Raw genomic sequence first — 15,499 nt, 5'->3', positions numbered from 1 at the left:
CTATTTAAGTGATGTGCTGAAAAGGTTGCCGACACACAAAGTGACCCAAATTGAAGAATTGCTGCCGCACTGCTGGAAACCTAAATTGAATTAAAAAATAGGTATGGGATTCAGCGGACGCTTACAACATAACTCCCAAAACTATATAAAAAGGAATAGAGCTTATAAATGAACGCTTAATTATTAAGGAGCCTAGGGCTAACATTCCAAAAAATATCATGATGAGCTGTGGCAAACTTTTTAAAAGGGTTTGGGTAAAGCCCATCCCTACTAGGAGTCCGCAAAAGACAATAGCAATCAATATATTGGAAAGTTGTTTCTTCATTATTTTATTCTTTTTACCAGTCTTAAATTGGGTTGAGTATCAGTATTTAATTTTCAGAGATGACACTAGATTATTTCAATTTTTCATTTATTTCAAAATACTTCGGCAGGCTTAACAGCAATGATGAAAGTCAATCCTCTCATTTCTGAGAGGATTTATTTTAAGCTGTAGGCGTGTTATGGCCGAGTTCATGCTTGAATTGTCCGATAGCTTCAATTCGTTTCTGAATCAACATTTCACCAATATCAGGGCCTTTCACATCTGAAGGTAAGTCAGAAGCCTTAATATTACGAACCACCTGCATGGCATCTAAAACGTATTGAGCTTGCGGATAGGCACGATCCTCTAAACCTAAGCGACCACGTGAATCACATTCACAGGCTTGTACAAAGGCCTCTACGCGTTCAGGACGGCGTAGCACATCCATACGTTGTAACAGGCGCCACAAGGTACCCGGTTTTAAACTCAAGGCTTGATGGCATTTTAAATGCTCTTTACACACTGAGATGGCCAATTGTTTGGTATTGGTGGGAACTCGCATACGGTCACAGATTTCGGTAACAGGTTTTACCCCACGCTCTTCATGCATGATATGGCGCGGTAACTCATCTACTGGAGTGAGTGCTTTACCCAAGTCGTGTACCAGTACAGCAAAACGAACATCCAAAGAATAATTTGCACGACACGCTTGTTGTAGCGACATCATGGTATGAATACCACAATCAATTTCAGGATGATATTCAGGACGTTGTGGAATACCGTATAACGCATCAATTTCAGGGAACAAGACTTTTAAAGCGCCACAGGCTCTTAATACCTCAAAATATTCATCTGCGTGGTCTTCCATTAAGGCACGAGACGTTTCCTTCCATACACGTTCAGGTGTGAGAGCTTCAAGCTCACCCGATTGAGTAAGCTCTTGCATCAGTTCCAGTGTTTCATCAGCCACTTTAAAACCTAAAGCTTTATAACGTGCCGCAAAACGTGCAATACGCAAAACCCTTAATGGATCTTCGACGAAGGCATTAGACACATGACGAAGGACACGCTGTTCTAGATCACGTTGACCGCCATAGGGGTCATAGACATTACCTGCATCATCCATCGCTATCGCATTGATCGTGAGGTCGCGTCGAATGAGATCTTGCTCGAGTGTGACATTGACGTCGGTATAAAATTCAAAGCCATGATACCCATGTCCAGACTTACGTTCTGTACGGGCTAAGGCATATTCGTCTTTGGTCTCTGGATGAAGAAAAACAGGGAAATCTTTACCCACAGGTTGATAACCTTGAGCAAGTAATTGTTCCGGCGTTGCACCGACAACGACATAATCTTTTTCGTGATAGGGGTGCCCGAGCAAGTGATCTCGAACTGCACCGCCTACTAAATAAACTTGCATGAAAAAACCTCTATTCTTAGAGCAATCATGCTACAGAACAGAGGTTTTCTCAAGTCACAAAGTGTGTTCAAGTCAACTAAATTAGAGTGCTAATTTTTCGTTTTCTTGAATCTCTGCAACTGTTAATGCAGTCATATTCACTAAACGGCGAGTTGTCGCTGTTGGTGTTAAAATATGAACAGGTTTTGCAGCACCCAAAAGGATTGGGCCAATCGTCACGTTACTACCTGATGTTGATTTCAACAAGTTGAACGAAATGTTCGCTGCATCCAGATTAGGCATAATCAGCAAGTTCGCAGAACCTTTAAAACGTGAGTTCGGGTATGCGAAATGACGAATATTTTCATCTAATGCGGCATCACCATGCATTTCACCTTCAACTTCAAGTTCTGGTGCAATTTCTGACAAAATATCATAAACCTTCCGCATTTTTTGTGCGCTAGGATCATTTTGGTCAGAACCGAAACTTGAGTGAGAAAGCAATGCTACACGCGGCGTAATACCAAAACGGCGTACTTCTTCAGCCGCTAAAATAGTCATTTCAGCAAGTTGTTCAGCTGTTGGATTACGGTTAATGTAAGTATCAGCAATAAACAAGTTACGGTCTTCAAGCATCAATGCATTCAGCGTAAAGAAGTTATTGCGGCCTTCTTTTAGTCCAATCACATTGCTGACAAAGTCTAAGTGAATGTCATAGCTAGAATAAGTACCACATAACATACCATCAGCTACACCATGACGAACCAACATTGCCGCGATAAGTGTTGAACGACGACGTGCTTCACGCTGAGCATATTCAGGCGTTACACCTTTACGCTGCATGATGCTGTAGTAATCATCTGCAAACTTATCGTAATCAGGGTTTTTCTCTTGATCGACGATAGTGATGTTCACGCCGTCTTCAAGGCGAAGGCCTAATTTCTTGATGTTTGCTTCAATGACTGCTGGGCGACCGACAAGAATTGGTTTTGCTAAACTTTCATCAACTGCAATTTGTACTGCGCGAAGTACACGTAAATCTTCACCTTCAGCATATGCAATACGTTTTGGATCAGTTTTCGCTTGCGCAAAAATTGGTTTCATCATGAATGCAGAGTTATAAACAAACTCAGACAAACGTTGACGATACGCAGAGAAGTCTTGAATTGGACGAGTTGCAACACCTGAATCCATCGCTGCTTGCGCAATTGCAGGTGCAATCTCAAGAATCAAACGTTGATCTAATGGGCGGGGAATGAGGTAATCACGACCAAATGAAGCAGATTTTTCACCATACGATGCAGCATCAGCTTCGACATGTGCCATGCGAGCAATCGCATGTACACAAGCAATCTTCATCTCTTCATTAATTGTTGTAGCACCAACATCGAGTGCACCACGGAAGATATAAGGGAAGCAAAGCGCATTGTTCACTTGGTTTGGATAGTCTGAACGACCAGTTGCCATAATCACGTCTGGACGTGCTTCATGTGCATGTTCAGGAAGAATTTCAGGGTCTGGGTTAGCAAGGGCAAAGATGATCGGATCTTTCGCCATGACTTTAACCATTTCTTTGGTCAAAATACCTGCTGCAGAAAGACCAAGGAACATGTCCGCACCTTCCATTACATCAGCAAGCTGAGAGCCTTCGATGTCTTGAACGTATGCTTTTTTAGACTCATCCAAGCCTTCACGTTTAGTGGTCAATAAACCGCGTGAATCTGCCACAACGATGTTTTCTTTTTTCACGCCAAGTGCGCAAAGTAAGTTCAAACATGAAAGGGCAGCAGCACCTGCGCCAGAAGCGACAATTTTGATTTCTTCAATTTTTTTGCCATTGAGTTGAAGTGCATTCAGTAATGCAGAACCCACAATGATCGATGTACCGTGTTGGTCATCATGGAACACAGGAATATTCATGCGTTCACGAAGTTTTTGCTCGATGTAGAAACACTCTGGGGCCTTGATGTCTTCAAGGTTGATACCACCGAAAGTTGGTTCTAATGCTGCAACGATATCTACGATTTTGTCTGGATCGTTTTCAGCAATTTCAATGTCAAAAACATCAACACCAGCGAATTTTTTGAATAGAACGCCTTTACCTTCCATAACAGGTTTTGACGCTAAAGGACCAATGTTACCTAAGCCCAGTACGGCTGTACCGTTACTGACTACAGCAACAAGATTACCGCGCGCTGTGTAAAGTGCAGCAGTAGATGGGTCGCGTTCAATTTCTAAACAAGGTGCAGCGACACCTGGCGAGTATGCGAGGGCTAAATCGTGTTGGTTGACCAATTGTTTGCTTGGTGTAACGCTGATTTTCCCCGGAGTTGGAAATTCGTGATAATACAAAGCCTGCTGTTTTAAAGATTGATCGTCCATCTGTATCTCGATTGTGTTTTGTTTATCCAATATAAAGCTGCAATGCTTGCTTTATCCGCTTGAATATAACATTAGTTGCACAGTTGGGACAGTCGAAGTCGCGTCTTTTTCAGACAATCTTATAGCTCAGGCATAGTGACTTATATTAAGTAAGTATAAGCAGGCGAAGAGATATTATTTTCAAGGAACACGGTTGCCTCTTCTTGTGGCAGTGGCTTAGAGAAAAAATAGCCTTGAGCAATGTCACATTCTAAGTCTTGTAGATACTGTAACTGCTGTTCAGTTTCAATCCCTTCAGCGACTACCGTCATGCCCATCGCTTTACCCATGGCAATCATGGCACTAACGATGGCCAATTGTTTATTTTCACCAATTTTAGAGATAAAACTGCGATCTATTTTTAAAATATCAATTGGAAAATCAGCCAGATAGGATAGAGATGAGTAGCCCGTACCAAAGTCATCAAGTGAAATATTGATTTTACGTTTTTTTATTTCGTTTAATAGTTCACGTACTGAATCTAGATTTTCGACCAAAGAGGATTCAGTAATTTCCAGTTCCAGACTGGCACCATCAATTTGATTGGCATCTATCGCTTCATCTAAATCATTTAATAATTGTCCACGGCGCAGTTGCTGTGCAACAATATTGACGGATACACAAATATTTTGATAACCCAAATTATTCCAAAAGCGAATTTGCTGCGCGGTTTTTTGCAGGACAAAACGCCCGATATCGGAAATTAAACTGGTTTGTTCTGCTAAAGGAATAAATAAGCCCGGTGGTATTAAGCCTTTTTCAGGATGATTCCAGCGCACCAAGGCTTCAAAACCGTAAATATTTTTATCACGGAAATTGATCTTCGGTTGGTAATACACCACCAGCTCATTATTTTGAATGGCTTTACGCAAGTCGCGTTCCAAGAAGATCCCTTGCTCTAATAATGCGGTATTTTCATTGGAATAATAACGTGTAGTATTGCCTCCCAAATTTTTAGCTTCGCTCAGCGCTTGTTCTGCACAGTTATTTAGATAATCTAGCTGACGGCCATGCTCAGGATAGAACGCTACACCCATCGATAAGGTGATGACATGTTCTTGGCCAAAAATATTAAATGGAATGCTAAAGGCTTTATTGATGCGTTCACAATGCTCTTGCACAGAAGGGCGGATATGTGAAATTTCATACACAATCGCAAAATCATCGCCATTTAAATGCGCAACAAATAATGCTTCGGCATTGGTCAGACGCAAACGCTGTGCGACTTGGCGTAACAGTTCGTCACCACCATTGTTGCTGAGATATTCATTTAATGGACGGAAACGGTCGATGTTTAAACGTATGACGGCCAACTGTTTAATCGAATCTTGTTGCGAAACTAAATACTGATGCAGTTGATAGTTGTAATAAAAACGGTTCGGCAAATCCGTTAAGGTGTCATAATTTTCTAAATAAGATAAACGTTGTTCTTGCAATTTACGTTCGGTCAGGTCTGAGACAATTCCAATGTAATGGGTGACGCGATTTTGATCATCCGTAATCGCATTAATATGCATCCATAGTGTCAGTTCTTTACCTGAAAGAAATTTTTCGTGCAATTCACCATCATACTCACCAATTTTCAGCACTTGTTTAATTATCGAATAGTGCATACTACGTTGAATTGATTTGTAATTTGCAGTGATATCAAAAAGATGTTTACCAATAATTTGGTCGTAGTTAAAGCCGGTTAATTGTTCGTAAAACGGATTGACTTCGATATAGCACAGCTCTTCATTTAAAATGAAAATCCCTTCAGCAGCTTGTTCGAGTACACTGGCTGCAAGTTTTAAACGTTCTTGAGACGTCCGTTCTTGATGGATATCACGACGAATACCGACCATGCGCAAGGGCTTGCGGTTATCTGGATCGCGTTGAATGACTCGCCCTATATCATGTACCCAACTCCATTTTCCTTGACTGTTTTGAATCCGATAGGTGGCCTCATAACGGTCTTTAAATCCACGAAGATGTTGAATCATTGCTGATTTAAAATGAGGAATATCATCAGGATGAATCACATGCTGTAATTGTTGCTGATGCTCTTTCGAATGTCTAAGGGTTTTTTCTTGCTTATAGTTGGTGACCACGATTTTACGATCTTTGATATTCCAATCCCAAGGGCGTAAACCGGCGATTTCATGTGCAAGGACTAAATTGGCTTGTTGGTTTTCTAAATCCTTGTTCATTTGCTCAATGTCGAAGGTCCGCTCTTTGACTTTCTGTTCAAGTATTTGGTTACCTAGCTGTAGTTGTAATTCGATGTCACGTGATTTGTTGACTTCGTCTTGGAGCTGCTGACACAGTTCATCAGTCCATTTGACTTGTTGCTTGGCACTATCGACCAGTAGGTTATTTTTAGCATGTAAAGTCGATACACGACGATGAATTCGATATGACGTCATGGCGCACATTAGAATCACAATGAGCCCAAAATTAATACTCAGGCTAAATAAGTGATTTGAACCATCTAAGAAAAAGAACTGTGCAATCAGATAAGGCACGATAGACGGGATAAATGCCAAACAAAAATAATTGAGTTTTTGCGTTAAATAGGTCAAACCAAAGGTTTGTGTCACGATCAAGAGTAGGGCGGAGAGCGTTAAGGCCTGAATCGGTTCAAAGCTTTGATTGGTCGCAGGTAAATAGTAAAAAATTAAAAAGATACCGCTCGCAATCAGCGTGCCGACTGAAAAACACTGAAACTGTAGCCAACGATGCGCAATCATCAGTGAATATTGTTCAGGTTTAAAATAAACGGTGCTAATCAGCCAACATAAACTGACAAAAACTTCGGTAAAAATAAACCAAATATTGAAATATAAAGATGGCGATTTATAAAAAATTTGATATATCGAAAAAATATATAAGCAAATAATCAGAATACTGACTAAAAAATAGCGGCTATGGCGAATCGTGTTCGCAATTTGAGCAGTATGATTGTACTGCTTGATATATTCATCTTGTTTATACGTCATGAATATAAAAACCCTGCCTTAACCAAATTTAGATCGTTGTATTTGTATTGTTCCTGAGAGTATTTGTTTATTCTTAGTAACAAATCATTTGTTTTTATTGACTCTAGGGTAATTGCGTTACAAATAAAAAGCAATATCGAGGATGTCATCATTGATGCTTTCAGATGAACTATCGAGTAAAAATTAAATAAATTTATAATTTAAAATTGAAAGTGCAACTACAGGTGCAGTTTCTGTGCGAAGGACACGTTCACCGATACACCAGTTCACAAAACCTTTCTCATTTGCTGCGCTGATCTCGGCTTCGCTCAAGCCACCTTCAGGGCCTATCAGTAAGGCAAATTGTGGGTCAGCATCAGCTAATACATCAACTTCATCTTTATTGGGTGCGAGTACCAACTTGGTAGTCGGAAGATTACTCTCCAGCCATTTTTCAAGGGAAAGGGGCGCAAGTACTTTAGGGACAATGTTGAGACCACATTGTTCACATGCAGCAATGGCAATACCTTGCCAATGGTCGAGTTTCTTTTGATCACGATCGTACTTCAAACGCATTTCACAACGTTCGGATGTGAGTAGTTGAATTTCAGAAACACCGAGTTCAACCGCTTTTTGAATCGCATAATCCATGCGGTCGCCTTTGCTCATCACTTGACCCAAGAGTGCCGTAAAATGTGGTGTGCGATTGCTTGGATTGAATTGCAAAACTTGGACGGCAGCCGACTTTTTAGCGACTTCAACCAATTCAACATGGTATTCGCCACCTTGCCCATTGAACAAAGTGGCAGTTTCGCCCACGTGAGCACGTAAAACTTTTACCCAGTGATGAAACACTGTTTCCGTTAATTCAACAGTCGTATCAACAGTTAAATCAGCTTCAATATAAAAACGTGGCATTAAAGTTTTACTCTCAAATAGGTCGAAATGTCTTATGCAAGACCGAGGTCTTTCACAAGTTGGCGTGTAGGGTCAGTGGTGTTCATGGTATAGAAGTGCAAGCTTGGCGCACCACCAGCAATCAGGCGTTCGCAAAGTTTTACAATCACTTCATGACCAAAGGCTTTGATCGATGCTGTGTCGTCGCCATAAGTCGCAAGCTGTTTACGAATCCAGCGAGGAATTTCTGCACCTGTACCATCTGCAAAGCGGATTAAGTTGCTTGCATTGGTAATCGGCATAATGCCTGGAGCGACAGGAATGTTCACGCCTTCTTTTTGAATGCGCTCTACAAAGTAGAAATAGGCATCTGGATTAAAGAAGAACTGGGTGAGTGCTGCATTAGCGCCAGCATTGGCTTTGTCGCAGAAACGTTTGATGTCGAGATCAAAGCTGTCCGCTTGTGGGTGCATTTCTGGGTAAGCAGCCACTTCGATTTTGAAGTGATCACCAGTATGTTCACGGATGAAACGCACAAGATCTGTTGCATAAGGCAATTCGCCCAAGCCCACTTGACCAGACGGCAAGTCACCGCGCAGCGCAACAATACGGTCAATGCCTTGTGACTTATACAAATCCAGCAATTCGGCAATACGTTCTTTGCTGTCACCAATACAAGAAAGGTGAGGGGCAACAGGTGTGCCTTTACCGTTGAAGTCGTTCAATGTAGACAAAGTACGTTCACGGGTAGAACCGCCTGCACCGTATGTTACAGAGAAAAATTCAGGATTTAATAATTGTAGTTCTTGGTGTACAACTTTAAGTTTTTCCGCGCCCGCATCAGTTTTGGTCGGGAAGAACTCAAAGGAAATAGGAATCTGTTTTGACATGTTCAAATCCTTTTTTTATAAATACTTTTATTTAAAAAAATCCCCTCATCCTAACCTTCTCCCAGAGGGAGAAGGGACTTCCATTATGAAAGTAATAGTTATTTGGAGTTAACAACAAATTTGCTTTCACAATGAAGAGTTCCCTCTCTTGCGCTGAGCTTCAAAGCAGTGCTTGAAGCACGCTCAGGAGAGGGTTAGGGAGAGGTATTTATAAAACTTAGTATTTATAAGCCTCAGCTTTGAACGGGCCTTCAACTTGAACACCGAGGTAATCCGCTTGTTCTTGAGTCAAAGTCGTCAATACGCCACCGAAACCTGCAACCATTGCAGCAGCAACTTCTTCGTCTAATTTCTTAGGAATAAGTTCTACGCGGATCGCAGCTTGTTTTTGATCTTCAGGAAGATCAGCAAATTTTTCAGCGAATAGGTGCATTTGACCCAATACTTGGTTGGCAAAAGAACCGTCCATAATACGTGAAGGGTGACCGGTTGCATTACCAAGGTTCACCAAACGGCCTTCTGAAAGAAGAATAAGGTAATCATTTTCATTTTCTGAACGATACACTTGGTGAACTTGTGGCTTAACTTCAACCCACTTATAACCACGTAAGTAGTTTGTGTCGATTTCAGTATCGAAATGACCGATGTTACAAACTACAGCGCCAGCTTTTAATGAATCAAGCATTGCAGCGTCACATACGTGGTAGTTACCAGTTGTTGTTACGATCAAGTCAGTATTTTGAAGAAGATCAAGGTTGATGTCTTCTTTCTTACCCGTTTGAATGCCATTTTTATACGGAGCAACAACTTCGAAACCGTCCATGCATGCTTGCATTGCACAGATAGGGTCAACTTCAGTGACACGTACAATCATGCCTTCTTGACGAAGTGATTGAGCAGAACCTTTACCTACGTCACCATAACCGATTACAAGCGCACGACGACCAGATAAAAGCATATCTGTACCACGTTTGATTGCATCGTTAAGTGAGTGACGGCAGCCGTATTTGTTGTCGTTTTTAGACTTAGTGACAGAGTCATTTACGTTAATCGCTGGAACTTTTAAAGTACCGTCGCGGTGCATTTCGTAAAGACGTTGAACACCTGTAGTGGTTTCTTCAGTAATACCGTGGATTTTTGCAATCACTTCTGGGTATTTTTCGTGAACAAGTGCAGTTAAGTCACCGCCATCGTCCAGAATCATGTTGGCATCCCAAGGTGTACCGTTCACATTGATTTGCTGTTCAAGACACCACATGTATTCTTCTTCAGTTTCGCCTTTCCAAGCAAATACAGGAATACCTGCAGCAGCGATTGCAGCAGCAGCGTGGTCTTGAGTAGAGAAGATGTTGCATGAAGTCCAGCGAACTTCTGCACCTAATTCAACTAGAGTTTCAATTAAAACTGCAGTTTGAATGGTCATGTGGATACAGCCAAGGATTTTCGCGCCAGCAAGCGGTTTAGCCGCTGCATAGCGTTTGCGAAGACCCATTAGGGCTGGCATTTCTGCTTCTGCGAGTTTGATTTCTTTACGGCCGTAGTCAGCTAGTGAAATATCGGCAACTTTGTAATCTGTAAATGAAGCATTAACCGCGTTCATCACGATCTCCTTAATAAAAACAATTGATCATTCAGTTCGCGGATGCCGTTGTTGATTGGAACGAGTGTCCAACCGAATCGTCGAGCCTAGCGATCTTATATTTAGTGCCTATAAGAAAGTCGCAGCATCCCTCGACTAGGGCAGTATTGTACTTGGAATTACGTTTTGTTCCAATCTGAAATTGGTTAATATCTGACTTATAGATTTCTTGATCTATAAAATTACGCTGTGAGTATTTAAATTTAATAAATCGCTTGGGAGTATAAGAAGAATGATTAAACCCTTAATGGCTTTATTGATGTTTTGGCCAGTGCTTGCCGTATCCAATGATTCAACAGGCTATGTGGCAACAGGCGGTGTGCAATACCTGAAAAATAAAGATATTCAAATGTTCAGTGAAGACCTGTTTATTAGTAAAAAAATCATCAAGGTCGATTACCAGTTCAAAAATTTAAGCAATAAAGATGTGACTGAAACGGTCTTATTTCCGTTGCCAAAAGTTGAAAACTTCTTTGAATCTGATTTTGCCAATACTGAAAAATTGCTAAAAAGTTTTAAAGTTCAGGTGAATGGAAAAACGATTCAGCCTGAAATGCACGTACGCACTTTTATTCAAAAAGATGAGAAAACAGCGCCGATTGATATGACTGAGAGTTTTAAGCAATGCGGATTTACGGAAAAAGACATGCTGAATCCGTGGAGCAGGCAAGATGTTGAATATAAAACTTTTGAGGCAAAGCTTAGAAACTGTAAAAATGCAGCGCTGCAAAAAGTATTACCCAAAGATTTGAGTGAAGAAATTTCATGGTCATCTCAGGTGATTTATAGCTGGAAGCAAACGTTTAAAGCCAATGCGCTCACACGTGTACAGCATCAATATGCACCGCTAGTGGGTGGGTCTGTGGCTTTATATCCTGATGAATATAATAAAAGTTATTGTATGGATCAAAACTTTAAGGCAGGACTCAGAAAGGCTAAATCACAGCATGCACCATTTCAAGCGCTGGGCTATATCTTAAAAACTGGTGCCAATTGGGCAAAGCCTATTCAAGATTTTAAACTGACTATCGAGCGTGATGCAGGAGAGTTGGTTTCTTTTTGCTGGGCAGGTAAAGTGAAGAAAATCAGCGCTACGCAGTTTCAAATGGTTGAAAAGAATTTTGTGCCCAAACAAGATTTGGACATTATTTTTGTGCATGTGAAATCAGGTCTGGATTAAAACTTGCAGGCAAAACTGCTGCGATTTGTTTATCATCGTCCATAAGCAATTTTGAGTTTTGATATATGTCGATGGAAATACCTGATGAGTTGGCAAATTTAGAAGCCAATGGCGGCATTTATGCAGTGTGGATGTTGCTGCAGCACTTAGGTATAGATGCAGACATTCAGCAGCTCATCGAAGTTTGCGCTTATGAAGCTGGCCATGGCACAACAACCATTGGTTTGGCTGTAGGACTGAAAAAGTTTGGCTTTCTAGTAAAGTTTTACACAGAGCATGATCCTGAGCTGCAAGACAGTGAAAAACGCAGCTATGCAGAAGCGGATCAATTGGAACTGCCTATATTACCTGCAATTGGCTATGCACAAATCCAGCAGGCTTTTGAACAAAATCAGTTTGTGATTGTCTATTACGACACCCTAGAAGGCGTGGGGAATCATTCCTTGGTGTATGACATTGATGAGACAGAGATCAGTTTCTTTGACAGCTTTGATGCCATGCCAGCAGACGTATTTGAACAGCAGCGTGGTGCGGAAGGCATTTGCCGACAAGTCATTATTGTGGATGTAAATGATTATGTGGCGAGCTGAGCCATATTGTTGAATGAAAAAAGCCCATCATGAGATGGGCTTTATTTTTTAGACAATAATTGGATTATTGCTCAGCCATATTGGCTTTTTCATTCCAAAAATCTGCTTTTTCTTCATCGGCGTCGATGCCTAATCCATTGGCATAAATAAAAGCCAAATCACGCATGGCCTGAACTTCACCTAATTTTGCAGATTGTTCAACCAGTTCAATGGATTTAGCGACATCTTTTTCCACCACATCGCCGCGACGGTAAAAATTGGCCAATTCTAAAATAGCAGCAGGATGGTCATGCTTCGCCGCTTGTTCTAACCAGCGGTGCGCATGTTCAAAATAGGTTTTAGATTCTTCCGGATCTTCTTCGAGCATATCTTTGGCATAGACTGCATAGCCTTCACCCAGCCAATACATTGCTTCTACATGACCTAACTGAGCTGCTTTGAGTGCCCATTCTTCTGCAAGTTCAACATGCTCATCATTTTCACTTTGCATATAAATTTCAGCCAGTTCAAATTGAGCATCTTTATTGCCTGCCATGGCACGGTTATATAAAGCAGGAGAGATCGAAAGTTCAGACATGTGTAATCCAAAAGAGCAGAATAGGCATAGCCTAATCGGTTGGCATGAAAAAAGCCAATCCGAAGATTGGCTTTCAATGTTTAGAGAAGCTTGTCTAATGAATTAAAATTTCAATAACACAGCTGACAATACAAATACGACAACCAATGCACCAATAATTTTCCAAAAATATTCAGCGATATAACTAATACATAGCCCGACAAATAAAGCCGCAATAGTCAGCGCGCCAAACCAATAACTGATGTTATTGCTCGGCGTGCCAAGAGAGAGGCAAATTATCAAGGCGATGATCAATAGCGCCCAGCCGACTAGCGTGGCTAACCGTGTTTGGCCCACACTTAGTTCTTTGCTGTAGAACTGCTTTTGATGTTTTGACATGCTGCTTGCCAAGGCAAAAAAACCTAAGCTACTCAGTGTCCAAATCAGGAGAAAGAACATCATGCTTCAACCTCCTTTGTGCCACGTGCTTTTTTAACAGGCAGCCCTTTATGCTTTTTCACTTTATAAAATGAATAGGCAAACAAGATAGCCAAAAGCCACATTGCAAGATCAAAGGATGCAATCATCCATTGGCCATTTGCCATGGTATTCCAAAGCGGTTGACCACCAGTCATGAAGTTTACAATCGGCAGTAAGGCAAAAATTGCTGTGGCAAAAGCTAAAAGTTCTAGCCACGCTTGACGATGCGTACGGAACATCGCATAAATAAGCGTTAGTAGCCAAACAATAAAGAAACTACGAATTTCTAATTCCGAACGGTTTTCAAGCTGTGCGGGAATAAAACGGTTGGCATAGAAAAATGCTGCACAGGCAATGGGTAAACCAATAATCGCTGCAATATTGGTCACTTCAACCGTGCGGTAGCCAAATGATTTAAAGCCTTGTTTTTGTTGTTGCGGTGCACGTTTTACACACCACAGAATGAGACCTGTAGCGACCATCAGGGTGCCTACAATCCCTGAAATAAACAGCAGCCAACGTAGTGCTAAATCTACACCGCGTGCTTCATGTAGCGTGGTCACTACATTGTAAATACCCATCGGTACAGAAGGGTGCTTTAACTTGGCACTTTCGTCAGTTAAGTCTTTGCCTGTTACGCCATCAAATTGTTTACTTGCATAGACATTTCGATATGCAACACTTTCACCATGTAAGGCGCGTAGCTCAATTTTAGCTTGGTCTGTATTCGGTGCAATGATGCTAACGGTACTAATAGGATTGGTTTTCCATTCAGTCTGAACCGCAGTCACGATTGGCGCTAAGTTGGTCAACGGCGCAGCAACGACAGGTTGTTCTTCACGTTTAGAGCGACGATCTCCTCGACCTTCACCACGGCCCTCAGCACGATTTTCGCCTTGGTTTTGCGCAGAATTGGCACGGGCTTGCTGTGGGCGTTCGCCACGTTCTTCGCGTCCTTGGGCAGATTCACGTCCTTCAGGTTTATTTTCTTGAACTAGGGCACGATTTTGTTCTTGTAAAAATTGTCCCCGGTTTTCATAAATACGCTCAATCCCCCAAGGCATGATCGTAAATAACAGCAGCAACAGGCCACTAAAGGTGATCATGATGTGGAAGGGAAGCGCAAATACTGCGGTTGCATTATGTGCATCGAGCCAAGAACGTTGTCCTTTACCTGAACGGAAGGTAAAGAAATCTTTAAAGATTTTTTTATGAGTAATCACACCACTAATGATGGCAACTAACATCAACAGTGTCGCTATCCCGACAAACCATCGCGTCCACATACGTGGCATACCATAAAGTTCGAAATGGAAACGATAGAGAAAATTACCACCACACGTATCGCGCGGCTCAAGCACTTCACCTGTAGCACTATCAATGTAGATTTGTTTACCACCACGGCGTGCGCGAGGGTCTTCACCTTGTTCACGAACGGTAATTAATGTGGCATTTTGACGCGTATTTGGCAGCAAAATATTCCAAGCACCTGCATTCGGATGATTTTGCTGTAAATAATTCAGTGCGACTTCAGTTTGTTGGACTTGTGAACTGGCTGGAACAGATTGATGCAGCTCAGGTGTCATCCAAACATTGATTTCATTTTTAAAGAAGCTCAGGGTTCCGGTCAGGAAAATAGCATACAGCAACCAACCTAAGATTAGGCTAGCCCATGTATGCAGCCAAGACATGGACTGGCGAGGCCCCTCTACTTTTGCATCAACACGCATTTTAGCTTCCCATCATCATGTAAATGGCATACAAACACACCGCAGGGATCACAATGCCTAAAGTTGCTTTGAGGGTTTTATTCACCATAAAGACCCAAATAAATGCACAGCTCCACAGGATAAATGAAATTAAAGTTGCACTCATGGCTGCACTTCCACGGTCTTCGCTAAATACATCTGCAATTACGATGGCAGATAGCATTGCGACAACATATCCGCCCACTAAAGCGAGGGCAAAGCGATAGAAAATCATCAAGCGATAGGTCAATAGAGAGGGGGTGTCTTTACGCGTTTTAGGCAGCGCAGATGTGAGGGGTGTCACGAGTGCCTCAGGTGGTGAGCTATTCATAAAATACTTAAGCGCTTGGAAATTGTATTAAAGTTAATCTAAATGATAACAATTATTATTAATAATTAGAATAATGTATTCACAAAATTATTGATTTTTCAGCA

14 protein-coding genes are annotated in these 15,499 nt (G+C 41.5%); 3 read left to right on the top strand and 11 right to left on the bottom strand.

Annotation, left to right across the window (positions count from 1 at the left end):
- Positions 1-94: transposase domain-containing protein (locus FTU83_RS10440; protein WP_151778716.1), on the top strand; the 94-nt coding region annotated here is incomplete at its 5' end.
- Positions 95-121: 27 nt separating this feature from the next.
- Here the strand turns inward: FTU83_RS10440 and FTU83_RS10435 are convergent.
- The 7 genes from FTU83_RS10435 to ahcY form a co-directional block, all read right to left on the bottom strand.
- Positions 122-325: a hypothetical protein gene (locus FTU83_RS10435; protein WP_180106410.1), complete on the bottom strand. Its 204-nt coding sequence runs from the start codon at positions 323-325 to the stop codon at positions 122-124.
- Positions 326-485: 160 nt separating this feature from the next.
- Positions 486-1,727 carry a multifunctional CCA addition/repair protein gene (locus tag FTU83_RS10430; RefSeq protein WP_180106415.1) on the bottom strand — a complete coding sequence of 414 codons (1,242 nt, stop codon included), beginning with the start codon at positions 1,725-1,727 and terminating at the stop codon, positions 486-488.
- Positions 1,728-1,808: 81 nt separating this feature from the next.
- A complete protein-coding gene (locus tag FTU83_RS10425) occupies positions 1,809-4,088 on the bottom strand; it encodes an NADP-dependent malic enzyme (RefSeq protein WP_180106417.1) in 2,280 nt (759 codons plus the stop codon).
- A 140-nt stretch (positions 4,089-4,228) separates the two neighbouring features.
- A complete protein-coding gene (locus tag FTU83_RS10420) occupies positions 4,229-7,105 on the bottom strand; it encodes an EAL domain-containing protein (RefSeq protein ID WP_180008366.1) in 2,877 nt (958 codons plus the stop codon).
- Positions 7,106-7,288: 183 nt separating this feature from the next.
- On the bottom strand, positions 7,289-8,002 hold the full coding sequence (locus tag FTU83_RS10415) for a 16S rRNA (uracil(1498)-N(3))-methyltransferase (RefSeq protein WP_180106419.1): 714 nt from the start codon (positions 8,000-8,002) through the stop codon (positions 7,289-7,291).
- Between the two features lie 32 nt (positions 8,003-8,034).
- A complete protein-coding gene (gene metF / locus FTU83_RS10410; RefSeq protein WP_168378282.1) occupies positions 8,035-8,871 on the bottom strand; it encodes a methylenetetrahydrofolate reductase [NAD(P)H] in 837 nt (278 codons plus the stop codon).
- A 217-nt stretch (positions 8,872-9,088) separates the two neighbouring features.
- Positions 9,089-10,471 (bottom strand): adenosylhomocysteinase, encoded by a 1,383-nt coding sequence (ahcY, locus tag FTU83_RS10405; protein WP_078192086.1) that lies wholly within the window; start codon positions 10,469-10,471, stop codon positions 9,089-9,091.
- Positions 10,472-10,742: 271 nt separating this feature from the next.
- Between ahcY and FTU83_RS10400 the strand changes: the two genes are divergently transcribed.
- Positions 10,743-11,690, top strand: coding sequence for a DUF4424 family protein (locus FTU83_RS10400; protein WP_180106420.1), 948 nt, complete (start codon positions 10,743-10,745; stop codon positions 11,688-11,690).
- 65 nt (positions 11,691-11,755) lie between these two features.
- The gene (locus FTU83_RS10395) at positions 11,756-12,280 is read left to right on the top strand and encodes a peptidase C39 (RefSeq protein WP_180008354.1); all 525 of its coding nucleotides are present in this window, start codon (positions 11,756-11,758) and stop codon (positions 12,278-12,280) included.
- A gap of 64 nt (positions 12,281-12,344) precedes the next feature.
- On the opposite strand, the gene FTU83_RS10390 is transcribed toward FTU83_RS10395, so the two are convergent.
- From FTU83_RS10390 to FTU83_RS10375, 4 genes are all read right to left on the bottom strand, one after another.
- Positions 12,345-12,857, bottom strand: a complete 513-nt coding sequence (locus FTU83_RS10390) for a tetratricopeptide repeat protein (protein ID WP_180008352.1) — start codon at positions 12,855-12,857, stop codon at positions 12,345-12,347.
- Between the two features lie 102 nt (positions 12,858-12,959).
- Complete coding sequence (locus FTU83_RS10385) at positions 12,960-13,298, bottom strand: DUF3325 domain-containing protein (RefSeq protein ID WP_180008350.1); 339 nt, start codon at positions 13,296-13,298, stop codon at positions 12,960-12,962.
- Positions 13,295-15,046, bottom strand: a complete 1,752-nt coding sequence (locus FTU83_RS10380; protein WP_180106422.1) for a PepSY domain-containing protein — start codon at positions 15,044-15,046, stop codon at positions 13,295-13,297. Before FTU83_RS10380 ends, FTU83_RS10385 begins: the two co-directional genes overlap by 4 nt.
- 1 nt (position 15,047) lies before the next feature.
- Positions 15,048-15,395, bottom strand: coding sequence for a hypothetical protein (locus tag FTU83_RS10375; RefSeq protein WP_180003354.1), 348 nt, complete (start codon positions 15,393-15,395; stop codon positions 15,048-15,050).
- Positions 15,396-15,499: the final 104 nt, after the last annotated feature.

The organism is Acinetobacter sp. YH12152 (genome assembly GCF_013418285.1).
GTDB classification, from domain to species: Bacteria; Pseudomonadota; Gammaproteobacteria; order Pseudomonadales; family Moraxellaceae; genus Acinetobacter; species Acinetobacter amyesii.
The sequence above is the reverse complement of the archived record's forward strand: the minus strand, read 5'-3'. Positions and strand labels throughout refer to the sequence as shown.